The following is an 18,719-nucleotide window of genomic DNA, read 5'->3' on the forward strand; positions in this document are numbered from 1 at the left end:
GAGCAGCCAGGCGACCGGGAACCGGTCGGGGCGCGCCAGCGCCGTCGCCGCGGCGACCAGCAACAGCGCCGACGCCGTCATCAGTGCCTGGCCGGTCGAAGGCGAGGTGCCCACCAGCGCCAGCGCGTCGAAGAGGTAGGCACCGACCGTGACGAACGGGATGGCCCCGCCGGCGGCGGTGCACGCGGGCCGGACCACGCGGGTCCCGCGATCCACTCGGATCAGGCCGGTGGCCGCCGCCAGGAACAGCGCCGACACGCCTGTCTGCGGGCTCGGCCGCCCCGGCCAGCTCCATCGTGACGCACGGACCGCGTCACCGAACCACACCTGGTCGAATCCGGACGACGGCCTGCCGGTGGCGTACTCCGCGAGCACGATCACGGCGAGGGCGCCCACGACCAGCGCCAGTCCTCGCCCGGCCCACGCGCACCCCCGCGAGGGGCTACCCGACTGGAGCAGAATCGCCGCACCCAGCCCCGCCAGCCACGCGCCCGTCCATGGCATCATCTCCGGCCAGGTCGGGTGGATGCGGGTCAGCCGGTCAACACCCGTCGCCCAGCCCACCCACGTCATCGTGGCGAGGGCGAACACCATCAGCAGGGCGATCCGCCGGCACCAGGCCACGTCGTTCAGGCACGCCTCGGGGCTCCGCCCGTCCATCGGCTGCCCCTTCCTTCCCCCAACGGCGCGCACCCGACAGTGTGCGCGGATCGACGGCCGATGCCCGAGGGCACAAGGTAATCAATCCATGGGCGAAAGGTCCCCCGGCCACCCGGGCGGGATCAGCCCCCGTCCGGGGCCTGCAGCACCACGGCCGTGTGCGCGTCCACGGTGAGCGTGCCCCCGCCGGGCACCTCCTCCGCGGGCGTCTCCTCGTCGGGGCCGGTGAACACCACGAGCTGCCAGGCGGCGCCGAATTCCTTTGGCGGCAACGTGAATTCGATCGGCTCGTAGTGGGCGTTGAAGCAGAGCAGAAAGGAGTCGTCGAGCACCCGCTGCCCCCGCGCATCGCGGTCGGGGATGCCGTGCCCGTTGAGGAACACCGCGACGGACTTCGCGAACCCCGCGCCCCAGTCCTCCTCGGTCATCTCGGTGCCCTCGGGGGTGAACCAGGCGATGTCCGGCAGCCCGTCCTGGCCGCGGCGGCCCAACGGCTTGCCGGAGAAGAACCGGCGCCGGCGGAAGACCGGATGGTTGGCGCGCAGCGCCGACACGACGCGGGTGAACTCCAGCAGGCCGTTGTCGGCCTTCGACCAGTCGATCCAGGTGATCTCGTTGTCCTGGCAGTACCCGTTGTTGTTTCCGTTCTGCGTGCGGCCCAGCTCGTCGCCGTGGCAGATCATCGGCACGCCCTGCGACAGGAGCAGCGTGGTGAGGAAGTTGCGCTGCTGGCGGGCGCGCAGCGCGTTGACACCCGGGTCGTCGGTGGGCCCCTCCGCGCCACAGTTCCACGACCGGTTGTGGCTTTCGCCGTCGTTGTTGCCCTCGCCGTTGGCCTCGTTGTGTTTCTCGTTGTAGGACACCAGGTCTCGCAGCGTGAACCCGTCGTGGGCGATGACGAAGTTGATCGACGCGACCGGGCGGCGCGCGGTGTGCTCGTAGAGGTCGGCCGATCCGGACAGCCGATAGGCGAACTCGTCGAGGGTCGACGGCTCACCGCGCCAGAAGTCCCGGACGGTGTCGCGGTACTTGCCGTTCCATTCCGTCCACTGCGGGGGGAAGTTGCCCACCTGGTAGCCACCCGGCCCGACGTCCCACGGCTCGGCGATCAGCTTGACCTGGCTGACCGTCGGATCCTGTTGCACCAGTTCGAAGAACGTGGCCAGCCGGTCGACGTCGTAGAACTCGCGGGCCAGCGTCGACGCGAGGTCGAAGCGGAAGCCGTCGACGTGCATCTCGGTCACCCAGTACCGCAACGAGTCCATGATCAGCTGCAGGGCGTGCGGGTGACCGACGTTGAGGCTGTTGCCGGTCCCCGTGTAGTCCATGTAGTACCGCTTGTCGTCGTCGACGAGCCGGTAGTAGGCGGCGTTGTCGATGCCGCGCATCGACAGCGTCGGGCCCATGTGGTTGCCCTCGGCCGTGTGGTTGTAGACGACGTCGAGGATCACCTCGATGCCGGCCTCGTGCAGCGCCCGCACCATGGCCTTGAATTCCTGCACCTGGCCGCCGGGCGAGGTCGAGCTGGAGTACTTGAAGTCCGGCGCGAAGAACCCGATCGTGTTGTAACCCCAGTAATTCGACAGGCCCTTGTCCACCAGGGTGGAGTCGTTGGCAAAGTGGTGCACGGGCATCAGCTCGATCGCGGTGACGCCCAGGCTCTTGAGGTGCTCGATGATCACGGGGTGCGCCACGCCCGCGTAGGTTCCGCGCAACTGCTCGGGCAGGTCGGGGTGGGTCTGCGTCAGCCCCTTGACGTGCGCCTCGTAGATGACCGTGTCGGCGTACTGGTGGTCCGGCGGCCGGTCGTTGCCCCAGTCGAAGTAGGGGTTGATCACCACCGACTTGGGCATGAACGCGGCGGAGTCGTCGTCGTTGCGGCTGTCCGGGTCGCCGAAGTTGTAGCTGAACAGGGCCTGGTTCCACTCGAACGATCCGTCGATGGCCTTCGAATACGGGTCCACCAGCAGCTTGTTCGGGTTGCACCGCAAGCCGTTCGGCGGGTCGTACGGGCCGTGCACGCGGTAGCCGTAGCGCTGGCCGGGTTCGATGTTGGGGATGTAGGCGTGCCAGATGTAGCCGTCGATCTCGGGCAGCGGGACCCGGCTCTCGGTGCCCTCGGCGTCGAACAGGCACAGCTCCACCCGCTCCGCGACTTCGCTGAAGACGGCGAAATTGGTGCCCGCCCCGTCGTAGGTGGCGCCCAGGGGGTAGGCGCGGCCCGGCCACACCTCTCCGGTGGGCGTGGGGGCGATGGCTTCTGCGGATGTCATGGCGCAATCAATACCCTACCGGGGCCTCCCCCAAACGGTGGTTCGGAAGGCCTTGCAGCAAAACGATTTTCAGGGCCGTAACATGACCTTCACCGCCCCGTCCTGCTTCTTCTGGAAGATCTCGTAGGCGTGCGGGGCCTGGTCCAGGGGCAGCACGTGGGAGGCGAACGTGTCGACGCCCAGCGGGTCGTCGTCGGTCAGCAGCGGCATGATGTCGTCCACCCACCGCTTGACGTTGGCCTGGCCCATCCGCAGGGTCACCTGCTTGTCGAACAGCGTCAGCATCGGCAGGGGGTCGGCCATCCCGCCGTACACACCGATCAGCGATATCGTCCCACCGCGGCGGACGATGTCGATGGCGGAGTAGAGCGCGCTTAGCCGGTCCACGCCGGCGGTCTGCATCAGCCGCTTGCCGATGAAGTCCGGCAGCATGCCGGTGGCCTGCTGGGCGAACTTGGCCGCCGGGGATCCGTGCGCTTCCATGCCGACCGCGTCGATGACGGAGTCGGAACCCCGCCCGTCGGTCAGGTCCCGGATCGCGTCCCCCAGCGAGCAGTCGAGTCGCCCCAGGTCGATGGTGTGGATGCCCCGCTGCGCGGCGCGGCCCAGGCGCTCGGCCACCAGGTCGACCGCGATCACCCGATAGCCGAGGTGGTCGGCGATGCGCGCGGCCATGTCACCGATGGGGCCCAGGCCGAGCACGGTGACCGTCCCGCCGTCGGGGATGTCGGCGTAGGCCACCGCCTGCCAGGCGGTGGGCAGCACGTCGGACAGGTAGACGAATCGCGAATCCGGCGGGCCCACAGGGACTTTGATGTGGGTGAACTGCGCTTGCGGGACGCGCAGCAGTTCGGCTTGCCCGCCGGGGACCTCGCCGTAGAGCTCCGAGTAGCCGAATAGCGCAGCTCCCATGCCCTGCTCGCGCACCTGGGTGGTCTCGCACTGGGTGTAGAGCTGCTGGTCGCACATGTAGCAACTGCCGCAGGAGATTTGGAACGGGATGACCACCCGGTCGCCGACCCGCAGGTCACCGGTTTCGCCACCGACCTCGCGCACGATACCCATGGGTTCGTGACCGAGGATGTCCCCGGGTTTCATGAACGCCCCGAGAATCTCGTACAGGTGCAGGTCCGACCCGCAGATGTTGGTCGAGGTGACTTCGATGATGGCGTCGGAGGGCTTCTCGATCTTCGGGTCTGGAACCGACTCCACCCGCACATCGCGCTTCCCGTGCCACGTAACAGCCTTCATGCGCGTGGCACATACCCGCTCGGCGCGGGCCGAAACGCCGCGGCCCCTCGTCGCAGCGCGTCAGCGGTGCGGACGCTTGAGGGGATGCTCGTTGTCGATCAGCGACTTCGCGATGTCGGTGAGCCGGGTGTTGGATTTCTGCGACAGCCGGGTGAGCAGCTCGAAAGCCTCGACGGCGTCCAGATTGAACCGCTCCATGATGATTCCCTTGGCCTGACCGATCATGTCCCGCGACGCCAGGGCACTGCGAAATTGGTCTTGCCGGCGCAACATCGACCACGCCAGCGCGACGTGTGTGGCAAAGACGGCGCCCAACTCCACGGAGTCGTCGTGAAACGCGTACGGGGAGTCGGAGTAGAAGTTCAGCGCGGCCATCGTGCCGTGGCCCACGAACAATTCGTAGGACAGGATGGACCGGATCGGCGTCTGCTCGATCGCGTACCGCCGATACCGCGGCCATCGTTGGTCCTCGGCGAGGTCTTCGACGTGCATCAGGTGGTGCCGCCAGGCGGCATCCAGGCACGGTCCCTCGCCGTAGCGGTTCTGGATGGCGTCCAGCAGGATCGGGTAACGATGCGTCGCGGCCACGTTGATGACGGACTTGCTCCGCTCGGCCAGCGTGATGCCGGCGTACTGGCAACCCGCCACGTGCAGGACGCCGTTGTCGATGAGTTGATTCAGGCCCGCGGTGGTATTGCTTTCCCGGCGCTCGAGGCTGGACACCAGTTCGGCCAGCTGGGTGACCACCGCCGCACTGCCGTCTTGCACAGCACCCCCTTTCGATGGCCTGCCCTTTGGCGGCCCCCGGCAACGAATCCGCGCAGGCCGAGTGCCGAGGGCCACGCCTCGCTCATTCAAGCGTGCGAATGGAAATTCGGTGCGTCAACCCACAAAACGAAGTCTAGGTGCCAGAATACGAAGCGCAACCAAGCGGCGGCGCTCGGCGACCACCGTGCGAATAACCTTCACCAGGTTTGCCTGCACGTAACACGTTGGCATTGAACAGTTTTCGTCGCGGTCGTCGACGTTCGCGCGGCGACGCCCCGGATCTTCGCGGGACGCCGTCCTACACTCGGCTTGGTGACCTCAATCGTGATCGTTGGCAGCGGCTTCACCGGATTCACCTGCGCGCACCGTCTGGCACGCATTCTGCGGCGACGGCGCGAGCAGGTGGACATCACGATCATCTCCCCGGTGGATTACATGCTCTACACACCGTTGCTGCCGGACGTCGCCGGCGGGGTCGTGGACGCCCGCTTCGTCGCGGTCCCGCTGGCCAACAGCCTCAAGGGTGTGCACGCGGTACGCGGGCGCGTGGACGGCGTGGACTTCGATCGGCGGACGCTGACGTGGTGCGATCCCGAGGAACGCAACCACACCATGTCCTGGGACCGGCTGGTGCTCACGCCGGGTTCGGTGACGCGGTTGTTCGACGTGCCGGGGCTGGCAACCTGCGCGCGCGGGTTGAAGACCACCGCCGAGGCCCTTTACCTGCGAGACCATTTCGTGGAGCAGCTCGAGCTGGCCAACATCGAGGACGACCCGCGGGTGGCGGCGGCCCGGCGCACGGTCGTCGTGGTCGGCGCCTCCTATTCGGGCACCGAGCTGGTGGCGCAGCTGCGGGCGCTGGCCGACGCGGCGGCCAAGCAGATGCGGTTCGATCCCGCCGACGTCAAGTTCTTGCTCCTCGACCTGGCGGAGCAGGTGATGCCGGAAGTGGGCAAGAAACTGGGTGACGCCGCGCAGAAGGTACTTCGCCGGCGCGGCATCGACGTCCGGCTCGGCGTGACGCTCAAGGAGGCGCACGCCGATCACGTTGTGCTCAGCGATGATTCGCGCATCGAGACCCGCACGATCGCGTGGGTGACCGGTGTCACCGGTGCACCGCTGATCCAGGAGCTGGGCTTGCCGACCGAGCGGGGCCGGCTCAAAGTCGGTGCGGATCTGCGCGTCCCGGAGCAGCCGGACGTGTTTGCGGCCGGTGACGCCGCCGCGGTTCCCGACCTGACCCAGCCCGGCAAGATCACGCCGCCGACCGCCCAGCACGCGACCCGGCAGGGCAAGGTGCTGGCCCGCAACGTGGCGGCCAGCCTCGGGTACGGCAGCCCCAAGGAGTACAAGCACCGCAATCTGGGCCTGGTGGTCGACCTGGGACCGTGGCAGGCGGTGGCCAACCCGCTGAACATCCACCTGTCCGGGCTGCCCGCGAAATTCGTCACCCGGTCCTATCACCTGTACGCGATTCCGCGGGGGGTCAACCGATGGGCGGTGTCGCTGGCCTACCTGACGGACCTGCTGTTCGACCGGTCGGTGGTGTCCATCGGGCTGGCGTCCGAGGAGGACGCGCAATTCGCGGCCAGCGAGGGCATCCCCATGCCGAAGACCGGCTGAACCCCTCAGCCGGCCGCCTGCTGCGCCCTGGCGTAGGCGAGCTGCAAGAAGTCGGCGCCGGTCAACACGGTGAAGACGCCCGCCACCAGGCGGGTGAACCGCGGCGCGAACACCAGGCCGATCGCGAAGCCGGTCGCCACCCACATGTCCAGGCAGAACGGGCAGGTCAGCAACTCCCCCAGGCTGTGCCGAAGCGGGCTTTCGTCCCGAACCTCCTCCATGACCTCCGCCGGGCCGCCGCTGCCGGCGAAGCGGGTGAAGGGCGCCCGCAACGGGCTCGTCACCGCGTCCTTGGTCAGGGTGCGCGAGAGCTTGTGGGTGCCGAGGGTCACCGTGACCAGGTCCTGGATGCGCCAGCGCGTCGGCAACGTGCGCCCGGTGAGCAGCGCGGCCACGGTCGCGACCCCCACCACGGCGCCGTAGATCGCCAGCACCACGAGGTAGCCGCCCAGCGGCCGCGGCTCGTCGCCCCGGTACTCGTCCGCTTCGCGCCGCGCTTCGTCGACCACCTGGGCCTTGGCCTCCGCCACCTCTGCCATTGCCGCTCCTTCACTAGGGACAGCTGGCTGGGTACCCGATGTCGGTGAACGCAATCGGCGGACGGCGGGCGCCTCACGCGTCCTGGCGCGCGGACCCCCCGTTTTTCGCGGCCTTGCGCAGCGTCCGGTTGGTGGACTGCAGGTCGGTATTGGCCGCCGAGAGCGTCGCGTTGTGGTCCTCGAGCTCCAGGATCCGCGCGATGCCGGCCAGGTTGACGCCGGCGTCGACCAGCTCGCTGATGCGCTTGAGCCTGGTCAGGTCGTCGGCGCTGTAACGCCGCGTCCCTCCATCGCTTCGCGCCGGCGTGACCAGCCCGTACCGCTCGTACAGGCGCAACGACTGCACCGCGATGCCGGAAAGTTCGGCGGCCACCGAGATGCCGTATACGCCGTGATCGGGCGCCGGGGCGCCGAAATCGCTGCGTTGGTCGGTCATCACGCGTCTCCCCCAGAACTCACGGGCTCAGAAAATCTATCTATCACACTTGCGCCATTGTGTCGATAGTGCTATATCAAATCTATGTCATTGGACATAGGTAATTGCCAGACCACAGCCTAGATTGGAGTGAGAGGTGACCACCATGCTGATGCGTACCGATCCGTTCCGTGACCTCGACCGCTTCGCCCACCAAGTGTTCGGCACCGCCGCCCGGCCTGCGGTGATGCCGATGGACGCCTGGCGCCAGGGCGAGGAGTTCGTCGTCGAGTTCGACCTGCCCGGCATCAACGCCGACTCGCTCGACATCGACATCGAGCGCAACGTCGTGACCGTGCGGGCCGAGCGGCCTGCCCTGGACCCCAACCGGGAGATGCTCGCCACCGAGCGCCCCCGGGGCGTGTTCAGCCGGCAGCTGGTTCTCGGCGACAACCTCGACACCGACAAGATCGAGGCGTCCTACCGGGAAGGCGTTCTGCGCCTGCGTATTCCGGTGGCCGAACGTGCCAAGCCGCGCAAGATCACCGTCGGCCGGGGCGACACGCAGACGGCCATCGACGAGAACGCCTCGCACCGCGAGGTCATCAACGCCTGATCGCCCGGCTGGGCGGCGGCTCGATTCCGGGTAGCAGACACGGGCCGCCGCCCATCGCCGGCCCAACGGCAGGAAAGCCGGGTGCGAGATGAAGTGGGAACTCGACGGTCAAACGGTTGACGTCGAACGGGCGTTGGCCGGTGGCTCCGCGCAACCGGCCGGCTGGTTCCGCTTCTATTTCACCGATCAGCGCTGGGAGTGGTCGGAGCAGGTGCAGCGGATACACGGCTACGAGCCGGGCACCGTCACGCCCACCACCGAACTGGTGCTCTCGCACAAGCACCCGGACGATCGCGGCCAGGTCGCGGCCACCATCGACCAGATCGTGAACACCCGCCAGGCGTTCAGCACCCGCCACCGGATCGTCGACACCGGCGGCAACGTGCGCCACGTCGTCGTCGTGGGTGACCGGTTCTTCGACGACGACGGGGATGTGGCCGGCACGCACGGGTTCTACATCGACGTCTCCCCGGCGACCGGACGGCCGGATGAGGAGCTGGTCAGCGCCAGGCTGGCCGAGATCAACGAGAACCGGGCCGGCATCGAACAGGCCAAGGGCATGCTGATGCTGGTCTACGGCATCGACGCCAACGCGGCCTTCGAGTTGCTCAAATGGCTTTCGCAGGAGGCCAATATCAAGCTGCGGCCGCTTGCCGAGCAGATCGCCGAGGACTTCCGCGGCGCCGGAGGGCGCCTCGACGCCCGATCGGAATTCGACCATCTGTTGTTGACCGCGCACGAGCGCGCCGCCCAACGCAGCCGGTCATGACGACTTGCGGCGCCTCTTGCGGGCGGCCGCCAACAGTTGCGCCATGCCCTCCTCGATGCCGGCGGCGAGCGCATCGATGTCGGGTGCGGTGTCGTAATCGGCGGTGATGCCGAAAACGAACGTGTCGGCGTAGCTGAGCATCGCGACGCCGGTGCGCACCTGTAGGGCGATCGGCGGGATCGGCAACAACTCCAGCACCCGGCGGCCCATCAGCCGCTGCCGGCTCCGTGGACCGGGCACGTTGGTCGCCAACGCCACCACCGCCCGCTGGGGTATCCGCGAGAGCAGGCGAATGGCCCACGCGGACAGCGCGAATGGGGTGCGCTTGGCCGCCACCACCATTGCGCTGCCACCCTCGCTCTGCCCGCTGGCTTTGGCGTGGCTGAGTCGATCGTGCACCAGCTTGAGCTGCCGCACCGGGTCCTCCTCGTCGACCGGCAACAACGGCAGCATTGCCGACACCCGGTTGCCCGCGACGTTGAAGTGGTCCACGGCGCGGACCGAAACCGGCACGAGGGTGCGCAGCGAGTCGCGGCCCGGGCGCTCCCCGCGCGCCAGCAAGACACCGCGGTAACTGTTGGTGATCGCCGCCAGCGCAACGTCATTCAGCGTGACCCCGAAGGCCCGGGCCACCTTGTGCATGTCGGTCAACCGGGCGCGGGCCGCGCTGTACCGCCGCATCGTGGTCACCGGCCCGTGCAGCGACGAATCGGGGGCGGGATGCAGCAGCCCCGCCGCGAGCTCGGCCGCGCCGATCGCCGCGTGTTCCGCCGCGGTCACCGCAGCGAACGCGCTGCGGCCGATACCGCTCGCCCAGCTCAACGGGTTGAGGTTCACCTTGGCGGGCCCCGACCGGGCCGACAACCTGGCAGCGCCGACGTCGGCGGCGAACGTGTCGCCGTCGCCGTCGTCGCTGAACTTCGACAGCAGCTGCGTGGTGGCGATGCCGTCGGCGATGCAGTGGTGAATCTTGGTCAGCACCGCCCATCGATTTCGGCTGAGCCCCTCGATGATCCAGCACTCCCACAGCGGGCGCTCGCGATCGAGCCGGCGCTCCATCAGCGACGCGATCAATTCGAACAGCTCCGCGTCACCACCGGGATGTGGCAGCGCGATGCGGTGCAGATGGCGCGCGAGGTCGAAGTGCGGGTCATCCACCCAGTTCGGCGGGCGCAGGTCGAGCGGATGGGTCCGCAGCACCTGCCGGCACCGCGGGATCGTCGCGACCCGTTCGGCGAACGACGCGAAGAACTCCTCGTACGTCGGGGCCGGCCCCTCCACGATCGACACCCCGCCGACCGCGAGGCTCACGTGCGGATCGGAATCCTCGACCTCCAGGAAACCGGCATCCAGGGCGGTCAATTGCTCCATGGTGCTACTTTCCGCGCCGCAATGCGCTGCTGGCAGGGCCGTAAGTCCCCAAGTACTGAGGCCAAACGGCGGCTGTGGCCTCGTGCCCCCGGGCATATCGTGAGGCGGGTGACGGGAGATCAATTGAGCAGCGAGGCAGATGCTTTCGCCGCCCGCCCCGGCCTGACCGCGCCGCCCGCCCTTCTGCACGCGCGGCCGCGCATGGGCTCGGCCCGCGACCGCCGCCCGGTCCACGCCTGCCGCATCGACGAAGCGCACTGATGCAACCCACCGAAGGAAGAACACCATGAGCGATTTCACCTACGTCCGCTTCTTCGAAGAGATCGGCATCTCCGACGTCTCGCTCGTCGGCGGGAAGAACGCCTCGCTCGGCGAGATGTTCCAGAAGCTGACCGGACAGGGCGTGCGGGTCCCGCATGGGTTCGCGATCACCGCCGAGGCCTACCGGCACATGCTGGACAGCGCCGGCGCCTGGGACGCGCTGCACGCCGCGCTCGACGACCTCGACCCCGACGACGTCACCGCGCTGGCCCGCAAGGGCAAGCGGGCCCGCGAAATCGTCTACGGCGCAGGGCTTCCCCCGGAACTCGCCGCCGAGATCACCGCCGCCTACCGGCAGCTGCAGGAGGAATACGGCGAAGACGTCAGCCTGGCCGTGCGCAGCTCGGCGACCGCCGAAGACCTGCCGACCGCCAGCTTCGCCGGCCAGCAGGAGACCTTCCTCAACATCAAGGGCACCGAGAGCCTGCTGGACGCCTGCCGCCGGTGTTTCGCGAGCCTGTTCACCGACCGGGCCATCCACTACCGGATCGACCAGGACTTCGACCACTTCAAGGTGGCGCTGTCGATCGGCGTCATGAAGATGGTGCGCTCCGACCTCGCCTCGTCCGGGGTGATGTTCACCCTGGACACCGAATCCGGCTTCCACGACGTCGTATTCATCACCGGCGCCTACGGGCTCGGCGAGAACGTGGTCCAGGGCGCCGTCGACCCCGACGAGTTCTACGTGCACAAGCCGACGTATCAGGCCGGCCACCGGGCGGTGCTGCGCCGGCTGATCGGGGACAAGGCGGTCAAGATGATCTTCGTCGAGGGCGAGACGAAGAACACCACCCGCAACATCCCCACGCCGAAGGCAGACCGGGCCCGGTTCTGCGTCACCGACGACGACGTCCTGGAGCTGGCCGGCTACGCCTGCGCCATCGAGGGCCACTACGGGCGGCCGATGGACATCGAATGGGCCAAGGACGGTCTCGACGGGCGGATCTACATCGTCCAGGCGCGCCCCGAAACCGCGGCCTCCCAGCGCAGCCAGACGATGATCGAAAGCTACGTGCTCGAGGGCAAGGGCGCCGAACGCAAGGAGGTGCTCGCCGAGGGCCGCTCGGTCGGCGAGAAGGTCGCCACGGGCATCGCCAGGCGGATGGACAACCTAGGGAAGCTGTCGGAGTTCCAGCCCGGCGACGTGCTGGTCGCCGACATCACCACGCCCGACTGGGAACCGATCATGAAGATCGCGGCGGCCATCGTCACCAACCGCGGCGGGCGCACCTGCCACGCGGCGATCATCGCCCGCGAGCTCGGCATTCCCGCCGTCGTCGGCGCGGGGAACGCCACCACGACCGTGCCCGACGGCGAGCTCGTCACGGTGTCGTGCGTGGAGGGCGACACGGGGCGGGTCTACCGCGGCGAGTTGGGCTTTCGCGTCGACCACACCGAGGTGTCCGACCAGGAGCGCCCGCAGACCGAGATCATGCTCAACCTCGGCAACCCGGACCTGGCGTTCAAGACGTCGTTCCTGCCGAACCACGGCGTGGGACTGGCCCGGATGGAGTTCATCATCAACGAGTACATCCGGGTGCACCCGCTGGCCCTGCTCCACCCCGACCGGGTGGACGACCCCGAGGCCCGGCGGACCATCGACACGCTGACGTACGCCTATTCCGACGGCGCCGAATTCTTCGTCGAGCGCCTGTCGGAAGGGATCGGCACCATCGCCGCCGCCTTCTGGCCCAAGCCCGTCGTCGTGCGGATGTCGGACTTCAAGACCAACGAGTACGCCAGCCTGGTCGGCGGCAGCGGCTTCGAAGCGGCCGAGAGCAACCCGATGATCGGCTTCCGCGGCGCCTCGCGCTACGCGCACCCGGCCTATGCCGAGGGATTCGCGCTGGAGTGCCGGGCGATGAAGCGGGTGCGCGAACAGATGGGGCTGACCAACGTCGTGCTGATGGTGCCGTTCGTGCGCCGGGTGGCCGAGGCGGACCTGGTCCTGGCCGAGATGGCCAAACACGGTCTGCGCCGCGGGGAGAACGGGCTCAAGGTGTACGCGATGTGCGAGATCCCCAACAACGTCATCCTCATCGACGAGTTCGCCAAGCGCTTCGACGGGTTCTCCATCGGATCCAACGACCTCACCCAGCTGACCCTCGGGGTCGACCGGGACAGCGAGATCGTGGCCTTCGACTACGACGAACGCGACGCGGGAGTCAAAGAGATGATCCGTCTGGCCGTGGAGGGCTGCCGCCGCAACGGGATTCACTCCGGGTTGTGCGGTCAGGCGCCGTCGGACTACCCCGACATGGCCGAGTTCCTGGTTCGCTGCGGCATCGACTCGATCAGCCTGAACCCCGACGTGGTGGTCAAGACCACCCGGCAGATCCTGGACCTCGAGCGCGCGGTGCAACGGCCGAGCGTCACGCCAGCGTGACGCTGGAGCTCGAGTGTCACGCCAGCGTGGCGCTTGAGGCGTCCCGCGGTGGCTGGCGATAGAGGGCGGCGCCGGCGACGACGTCGGCCCCGGCCGCGACGAACAGGACCCGCGCTCCCGACGGCAACCGCTCGGCCCGCGCTCCGAACGCGGCGGCCAGGGCGGCGGTGTGCATGCGTTCGTCGTCGGCGACGCTGATCTCCTCGACCGGCACGCCCAGCCGGGCGCCCAGCGCGGCGCGGTATCCGGACCGGGCGGGGGCGGCGACGATCGCGTCGACGTCGGACAGGCGCACCGATTGCTCGGCAAGGCACGCCGACACCGCCCGACCGGCCGCCGCGGCGAACCGCTCGTCCATCGCCGCCGACTCGGAAAACCGCAGGACGTTGCGCGAGTCGGCGAAACCAACTGTAGCGCTGAAGGTTTCGTCACCATTTTCGCTCTGGTCGTTCACCCAGGACACCCGGCTGAGGCCGTAGTCGCCGTCGGACCAACCACACAGCATCGCTGCGCCGGCGCCCGAGAATCCGAAGTGCTCGCTCATCCCGTGGCCGGGGTCGGCGTCGCTGGCGACCACCAGCGCGCGCCGGATGGCGCGGCTGCGCATGAAGCCGTCGACGATCTGCAGCGCAGTCAGGAGCCCGCATGTGCCGTTGGCGATGTCGAAGGAGAACGTGCCGTGGGCGCCTGCGTGCGGATCCTCCGGGTTGGCGCCGATGTCGTCCTGGATCAGCGCGGCGAGCGCCGGCTCACCGAGGTTGCGGTCGCGGTAAATGCCTGCGTTGATGACGAGGTCGAGGTCTTTCGCCTCGCATCCGGCCCGCTTCAGGCAGTCCTTGGCGGCGACGACGGCCAGGTGCAACGCGCTGTGGCGCCCGCGCAGCCGCGGGTGCGAGACGTCGATCCGATCAATCACCGTGCCCATAGCGGCTCACCACATCCTCGTCCAGGGTCAACAAGACCACACCGATTTCAAGCCCGGAGGCCAACGCCAGCAACGCGATTCGCTCTCCCGGCTTGATTCGCCCGGCCTCGAGTTCCTCGACGAGCGCCACCGTGTGGGTCGTCGAGGCGGTGTTACCGTAGCGGTCGACGGTGATCACCGCGTCGTGGCGCGGGCTGTCGCCGAACACTTCCGACATCCGGGCCATTCCCTTGCGGATCGCGCGCGCGGACGTCTGGTGGGTGATGACGTGATCGATGTCGTGGATCGAAAGGCCAACGGTGTCAAGCACTTCGCTCAGCAGCAGCGGAGTGTTGGCTATCGCGGCCTTCTGGATGGCGCGGGAGTTGGTGAACATGCGCGCGCCCGGGTCGTCGCCCTGCGGATACGCCAGGCAGAGCCGGCTGTAGTCGGCCACGGTGGTGAAGCCCGCCAGCGCGATGCCGGCCGAACCGGCCGGCGCCCGCTCCAGCAGCAGCGCCGCGCCGGCATCGCCCAGGGTCAGGCAGGCCAGCTCCTTGCTCATGATGTTGCGGATGTGCCGGGCGGCATTGTTGGAGAGCTGCGAGATGTACTCACCGCTGACGACGAGCCCGCGCTCGACGACGCCCTGGCGAATCCAGTTGTTCAAGATCGTTACGCCCGTGAGCATTCCGGCGCACGCGTTGGACACGTCGAACGTCATCGCGTTCACCGCCCCGATCCCGCGCGCCACGGCGCTGCTCATGGTCGGCTCGAGCCACTGGGTCAGCCCGTCGCGGAACTTGGTGATGCTGCAGCTGATCACCACGTCCAGCGCCGCCGGATCCTGCTGCGCGGTGGCCAGGCAGTTCAGCGCCGCCGAACTGGCCAGGGTGTAGGAATCCTCATCGCCCACCGACACCCGGCGTTCGCGGATCCCGGTCAGCCGTTCCAGGTCGATGTGGGTGCGGTGGCGGGTGGACGCCATCAGCTCGTCGGTCGTCAGGTGGGTCCCGGGCAGATGCCGGCCCGCGCCCGCGACTCGCGCGACGAAGGGAGCCTCACCGCCCTCCCCGTTCGTTTCCATCACCAGCCAGTGCCGAGTCATCGATGGCACCTCCTTGGCTTCGTCCTTGCGGTGGTCCTGGGCATGTCCGGTCACCCACGCATCTCGAGGACCTCGGTCACCGGACGCCGGGCGGTGGGTTTCGCGTGTGGGTCCCCGGCCGGTGACCGGCCGACCCGGATCAGCAGCTGCGGCTGGCCCGAACCGCCGGTGATCTGCCTGATGATGTCGCGGCTCTGCGACATCTCCGTCATGTGGGTCAACGTGCAGGTGGCCATGCCGGCCACAGTGCATTCGAGCAGCACCGCCGACAGCGCCTCACCGCAGCGCAGCACCTCGGTCGGCGCATCGTCGTGACGGGTGGACAGGACCACGATCTTGGAGTGGTCCGCCTCGATGGAGGCGCGGCGGCGGCCCCCACCCGCCGGCGGGAACGCGCGGGCGATGTCGACGCGCGCGGCCTCGGAACTGGACAGCAGAGCGCTTTCGGGCACGTGTTCGGCGTTCGCTTCGAAGGGTGATGTCCACCAACGTAATTCGGTCAGATAGGAGGTGTCGCTTCGGCGCAGCTCCCCGGTGAGCCGCGACGCCTCGGCCAGCCTCGGCCGCTCGTCGTCGTCGACCACGTCCAGTGAAACGTCGTATGGTGTCACCGCGCGGATCAGGGCCGCATGCAGCGTGGGCCACGCGGCCGGTGCGCCCAGGGGCAGCCGGTCGGTGCGGCGGCGAAGGATGGCTTCGGCCCGCAAGCGGCGCTGCGGCGTCACGTTCTCCACGGGCAGAAAGCCCACGCTCGCGAGGTGATCCGGCCTGCCCTCGGTGGGGAACCGTTCGGTGACGCTTTCCCAGCCCGCGGCGGCCATGGCGACCCTTAGGTGGTCGAGGGCGGCCCCGCAGCTCAGGATCAGCTCCCGGCCGGTGTGGTCGGTGGCGTGCATCGCGTGCTGCGGGTCGGCCCACAGGTGCAGCCTCGTGCCGTCGGCCACCCACCGCCAGGGCTGGCTGTTGTGCAGCGAAGGAGCGCGGCACGCGAGGGTCACCGCGTCCCGGATGACCTGCTCGGTCGGCACTTTCGCGTCCATGTCCACCGTTTCGTCGACTTCGGTGAGGCAAACTGTATGCGCCGTGCGCGGGTGCGGGCAGGGCCGTTGGTCCCCGACGGCCGGGACGTTGGCACCTGCCGAGGGCGTTATGTCGTGCGCGCCCAGAGGTCGTGCGCCTCGCGGGCGACGAGGTCGGGGCGCCGCGAGGTGTCGATCCGGTGCGCGCCGACCCAGTCGGCATGCCCGGCGGCCAGGGCGGCGGCGATCTCCGGGGTGACCTCCGAAGTGCCCGCGGGCCTGGTCTTGATCCGGTCGGCCGCCACGTCGGCCGTCGCCGAGCACACGAATTCGACGAGCGCCGAATGCGTCTCGGTGGCCAGCCGGTGAGCCTGCTCGCGCGTCCGCGGATCGCGCCAGGTGCCGTCGAGGATCACCGAGTGCCCCTCGCCCAGCAACCGCCGCGCGCGGCTCAGCGCGGTCTCGTAGACCACCGTCACCTGGTCGGGGCTGTAGAGCCCGGCGTTCAGCACGCCGGGCTCACCGGCGATGGCACCCGAGTCCCTCAGCTCCCGGCGCACGTCGTCGGTGGAAATAAGCTGAGCGTCAAACGATTCGGCCAGCCCGCGCGCCACGGTGGACTTCCCGGTGCCGGGGTTGCCGCCGACGAGCGCCAGCCGAACGGTGCCGCTCTGCAGGTGCCGGGTGGCGATGGCCAGGTGGCGCGCGGCGTCGCCGGACGCGCCTGGGCTGCCCTGCGAAACCCGGACGCAGTCCACCTTGGCCCGCACCCCGGCCCGGTAGGCGATGTAGAAGTCGGCCAGCGCCCGTGGCGCCGCCCGGCCCGCGTGCTCGGCGTAGCGCCTCAGGAAGTGGTCGCCGAAGTCCCTGCGGCCCAGAAACTCCAGGTCCATCGCGAGGAAGGCGGCGTCGTCGATGCAGTCGACGTGGCGCAGCCGGTCGTCGAACTCCAGGCAGTCCAGCAGCGCGGGGCTGCCACCGACCCAGAAGATGTCGTCGGCGAGCAGGTCGCCGTGCCCGTCGACGATGCGCCCCTCGCGGATGCGCCGCTCGAACAGCCGCGAGCGCCCGGCGACGAACTGGGCCACCAGGCGCCGCAGCAGGTCGACGTCGTCGGCCTCGACCCCCGGAATCGACTGGCTCGCATAGCGTTCCAATTCAGACAGGTTCTCCCGCCAGCGCCCCTCGATCGCGCCGGCCCCGCCCTGGGCGTCGATCCGCTCGCCGCGCTCGGCGCGTTCGTGGAAGCGGGCCAGCACGGCCGCGACCGCGTCCAGCACGCGGTGCACGGACTCCGCGGTGTCGTGGGCCACCAGGTGCGCGAGGCGGTCCTCGTCGCGGTAGCGCCGCATGACCACGACCGGTTCGGCCGGCCCGCCGAGCGGGTCGGTGAGGTGGGCGACGCCGAGGTAGCTGTCGGGCGAGAGCCGGCCGTTCAGCTCGACCTCCCGGCGGCAGGCGTGCTCGCGCTGCTGCGGCGCGCGGAAGTCGAGAAAGTCGGTCAGCACCGGCTTCTTGGCTTTGTATGCGCGGTCGCCGGCGAGAATGACGACGCCGGTGTGGGTTTCGTGCACATCGAGAAACGGCACGGCGGCGGCGCGACCCTACGACGGTCGGGCGACGATGGCGGGCATGCGGACCGAATGGACGACGGCGTTGCTGACCGAGCCCAGCAACACGCCCGACAGGCCGCCCCTGCCGTGGCTGCCCACGACGACGAGTTGGGCGGACTCCGACTGTTCGATGAGCTGCCGCGCAGGCCGGTCGGATACGACGACCCGGTGCACGGTGACGTCGGGATAACGTTCCTGCCAGCCGGCCAGCTGTTCGGCCAGGCTCCGCTCGGCTTCCCCCTTCACCGCCGACCAGTCCACCCCGGGCAGTTCGAAGACGTCGACGTCACTCCACGCGTGCAGGGCGGTCAGCCCGACTCCGCGACGCGACGCCTCGTCGAAAGCGACGGCCACCGCAACCTCCGAGGCGGGCGAGCCGTCGATGCCCACGAGCACCGGCGCCTGCTGAGGGTGCTCCATCAGCGGATCCTCGTCGCGGATCACGGCGACCGGGCAGCGCGCGCCGCGGACCACGCTGCTGCTCACCGAGCCCAGCAGCAGCCTGCCCACCGCGCCGCGTCCGTTGCTTCCGACGACGACCATCTCGGCCTCTTTGGACATCTCGACCAGCGTGGGCACCGGGGGCGCACAACGCAGCTCGCTTCGGACGTCGATCTTGCGGTCGGTGGTGACGGCGTCCTCGGCGATCTTGACCGCCTGCTCGAGCACCTCTCGGCCTTGCTCCTCCTGCCACACGGCCACGCCCGTCGACAGGGGAAGGGCCGGATACATCGGCACCATCGCGTTCACCATGTGGACGATGGTCAGCGGGACGTGTCGCATCGCCGCGTCACGGGCCGCCCAACAGACGGCGGCGTTCGAAGCCGGCGACCCATCGATTCCGACGACGATGCCACAGCGCACGCGGCCGTCAAGGCCCGTCGGCGCAAGGGGGCCTCATGGCCATGCGGTTGGTGACTAAAGCCTCATGATCGACGGTCGGTCGCGCCATAGCGTTTTGGGGGAGGAGAGGGAGAACATCATGTCCGCAATGGCAAACCGCCACGGCATCGTCGTCGGAATCGATGGGTCGCCGGCTTCGAACGCCGCCGTCTGTTGGGCGGCCCGTGACGCGGCGATGCG

At 68.9% G+C, this 18,719-nt stretch carries 17 protein-coding genes and 1 pseudogene; 6 read left to right on the forward strand and 12 right to left on the reverse strand.

Annotated features, from left to right (window positions below):
* From A9X03_RS08795 to A9X03_RS08810, 4 genes and pseudogenes are all read right to left on the reverse strand, one after another.
* Window positions 1-660 (reverse strand): annotated as a pseudogene (locus A9X03_RS08795) (GGDEF domain-containing protein); the annotation flags it as partial.
* A gap of 122 nt (window positions 661-782) precedes the next feature.
* The gene (glgX, locus tag A9X03_RS08800; protein WP_067761106.1) at window positions 783-2,933 is read right to left on the reverse strand and encodes a glycogen debranching protein GlgX; all 2,151 of its coding nucleotides are present in this window, start codon (window positions 2,931-2,933) and stop codon (window positions 783-785) included.
* Window positions 2,934-3,002: 69 nt separating this feature from the next.
* Complete coding sequence (locus A9X03_RS08805; RefSeq protein WP_067761108.1) at window positions 3,003-4,184, reverse strand: zinc-dependent alcohol dehydrogenase; 1,182 nt, start codon at window positions 4,182-4,184, stop codon at window positions 3,003-3,005.
* Between the two features lie 60 nt (window positions 4,185-4,244).
* Window positions 4,245-4,952: a GAF and ANTAR domain-containing protein gene (locus tag A9X03_RS08810; protein ID WP_067761110.1), complete on the reverse strand. Its 708-nt coding sequence runs from the start codon at window positions 4,950-4,952 to the stop codon at window positions 4,245-4,247.
* Between the two features lie 312 nt (window positions 4,953-5,264).
* On the opposite strand from A9X03_RS08810, the gene A9X03_RS08815 reads away from it, so the two are divergent.
* Entirely contained in the window at window positions 5,265-6,575 is a 1,311-nt protein-coding gene (locus tag A9X03_RS08815) for an NAD(P)/FAD-dependent oxidoreductase (protein WP_067781875.1), read from the forward strand.
* A 5-nt stretch (window positions 6,576-6,580) separates the two neighbouring features.
* On the opposite strand, the gene A9X03_RS08820 is transcribed toward A9X03_RS08815, so the two are convergent.
* Both A9X03_RS08820 and A9X03_RS08825 read right to left on the reverse strand, forming a co-directional pair.
* Complete coding sequence (locus A9X03_RS08820; protein ID WP_067761114.1) at window positions 6,581-7,114, reverse strand: DUF1360 domain-containing protein; 534 nt, start codon at window positions 7,112-7,114, stop codon at window positions 6,581-6,583.
* A gap of 73 nt (window positions 7,115-7,187) precedes the next feature.
* A complete protein-coding gene (locus A9X03_RS08825; protein ID WP_067761115.1) occupies window positions 7,188-7,550 on the reverse strand; it encodes a helix-turn-helix transcriptional regulator in 363 nt (120 codons plus the stop codon).
* Window positions 7,551-7,695: 145 nt separating this feature from the next.
* On the opposite strand from A9X03_RS08825, the gene A9X03_RS08830 reads away from it, so the two are divergent.
* Complete coding sequence (locus A9X03_RS08830; RefSeq protein ID WP_067761176.1) at window positions 7,696-8,145, forward strand: Hsp20/alpha crystallin family protein; 450 nt, start codon at window positions 7,696-7,698, stop codon at window positions 8,143-8,145.
* Window positions 8,146-8,233: 88 nt separating this feature from the next.
* Complete coding sequence (locus A9X03_RS08835) at window positions 8,234-8,914, forward strand: PAS and ANTAR domain-containing protein (RefSeq protein ID WP_067761117.1); 681 nt, start codon at window positions 8,234-8,236, stop codon at window positions 8,912-8,914.
* On the opposite strand, the gene A9X03_RS08840 is transcribed toward A9X03_RS08835, so the two are convergent.
* Window positions 8,909-10,285 carry a wax ester/triacylglycerol synthase family O-acyltransferase gene (locus A9X03_RS08840; protein ID WP_067761119.1) on the reverse strand — a complete coding sequence of 459 codons (1,377 nt, stop codon included), beginning with the start codon at window positions 10,283-10,285 and terminating at the stop codon, window positions 8,909-8,911. The genes A9X03_RS08835 and A9X03_RS08840 overlap by 6 nt on opposite strands.
* A 108-nt stretch (window positions 10,286-10,393) precedes the next feature.
* On the opposite strand from A9X03_RS08840, the gene A9X03_RS29155 reads away from it, so the two are divergent.
* The gene (locus A9X03_RS29155) at window positions 10,394-10,546 is read left to right on the forward strand and encodes a hypothetical protein (RefSeq protein ID WP_156670279.1); all 153 of its coding nucleotides are present in this window, start codon (window positions 10,394-10,396) and stop codon (window positions 10,544-10,546) included.
* A 25-nt stretch (window positions 10,547-10,571) separates the two neighbouring features.
* On the forward strand, window positions 10,572-12,992 hold the full coding sequence (gene ppsA, locus A9X03_RS08845; protein ID WP_068260632.1) for a phosphoenolpyruvate synthase: 2,421 nt from the start codon (window positions 10,572-10,574) through the stop codon (window positions 12,990-12,992).
* Window positions 12,993-13,008: 16 nt separating this feature from the next.
* Here the strand turns inward: ppsA and A9X03_RS08850 are convergent, their stop codons facing one another.
* From A9X03_RS08850 to A9X03_RS08870, 5 genes are all read right to left on the reverse strand, one after another.
* The gene (locus tag A9X03_RS08850; RefSeq protein WP_068260634.1) at window positions 13,009-13,917 is read right to left on the reverse strand and encodes a 3-oxoacyl-ACP synthase; all 909 of its coding nucleotides are present in this window, start codon (window positions 13,915-13,917) and stop codon (window positions 13,009-13,011) included.
* On the reverse strand, window positions 13,901-15,004 hold the full coding sequence (locus tag A9X03_RS08855; RefSeq protein WP_067761178.1) for a 3-oxoacyl-ACP synthase III family protein: 1,104 nt from the start codon (window positions 15,002-15,004) through the stop codon (window positions 13,901-13,903). The genes A9X03_RS08850 and A9X03_RS08855 overlap by 17 nt, the downstream gene beginning before the upstream one ends.
* 50 nt (window positions 15,005-15,054) lie before the next feature.
* Window positions 15,055-16,044, reverse strand: a complete 990-nt coding sequence (locus A9X03_RS08860; protein WP_068260637.1) for an NAD(P)H nitroreductase — start codon at window positions 16,042-16,044, stop codon at window positions 15,055-15,057.
* Window positions 16,045-16,151: 107 nt separating this feature from the next.
* Window positions 16,152-17,612 (reverse strand): bifunctional aminoglycoside phosphotransferase/ATP-binding protein, encoded by a 1,461-nt coding sequence (locus A9X03_RS08865; protein WP_156746509.1) that lies wholly within the window; start codon window positions 17,610-17,612, stop codon window positions 16,152-16,154.
* A 15-nt stretch (window positions 17,613-17,627) separates the two neighbouring features.
* A complete protein-coding gene (locus tag A9X03_RS08870; protein WP_068260641.1) occupies window positions 17,628-18,500 on the reverse strand; it encodes a universal stress protein in 873 nt (290 codons plus the stop codon).
* A 118-nt stretch (window positions 18,501-18,618) separates the two neighbouring features.
* On the opposite strand from A9X03_RS08870, the gene A9X03_RS30150 reads away from it, so the two are divergent.
* On the forward strand, window positions 18,619-18,719 hold a 101-nt coding region (locus A9X03_RS30150; RefSeq protein WP_231975372.1), incomplete at its 3' end, for a universal stress protein.

Source organism: Mycobacterium sp. E1715 (assembly GCF_001667625.1).
Classification (GTDB): domain Bacteria; phylum Actinomycetota; class Actinomycetes; order Mycobacteriales; family Mycobacteriaceae; genus Mycobacterium.

Bases quoted from the DNA above. Each gene is read 5' to 3' on its own strand.
- ppsA (WP_068260632.1), top strand. From the start codon at position 10,572: ATGAGCGATTTCACCTACGTCCGCTTCTTCGAAGAGATCGGCATCTCC.
- A9X03_RS08820 (WP_067761114.1), bottom strand. From the start codon at position 7,114: ATGGCAGAGGTGGCGGAGGCCAAGGCCCAGGTGGTCGACGAAGCGCGG.
- A9X03_RS08860 (WP_068260637.1), bottom strand. From the start codon at position 16,044: ATGGACGCGAAAGTGCCGACCGAGCAGGTCATCCGGGACGCGGTGACC.
- A9X03_RS08850 (WP_068260634.1), bottom strand. From the start codon at position 13,917: ATGGGCACGGTGATTGATCGGATCGACGTCTCGCACCCGCGGCTGCGC.
- A9X03_RS08855 (WP_067761178.1), bottom strand. From the start codon at position 15,004: ATGACTCGGCACTGGCTGGTGATGGAAACGAACGGGGAGGGCGGTGAG.
- glgX (WP_067761106.1), bottom strand. From the start codon at position 2,933: ATGACATCCGCAGAAGCCATCGCCCCCACGCCCACCGGAGAGGTGTGG.
- A9X03_RS08835 (WP_067761117.1), top strand. From the start codon at position 8,234: ATGAAGTGGGAACTCGACGGTCAAACGGTTGACGTCGAACGGGCGTTG.
- A9X03_RS08830 (WP_067761176.1), top strand. From the start codon at position 7,696: ATGCTGATGCGTACCGATCCGTTCCGTGACCTCGACCGCTTCGCCCAC.
- A9X03_RS08805 (WP_067761108.1), bottom strand. From the start codon at position 4,184: ATGAAGGCTGTTACGTGGCACGGGAAGCGCGATGTGCGGGTGGAGTCG.
- A9X03_RS08840 (WP_067761119.1), bottom strand. From the start codon at position 10,285: ATGGAGCAATTGACCGCCCTGGATGCCGGTTTCCTGGAGGTCGAGGAT.
- A9X03_RS08825 (WP_067761115.1), bottom strand. From the start codon at position 7,550: ATGACCGACCAACGCAGCGATTTCGGCGCCCCGGCGCCCGATCACGGC.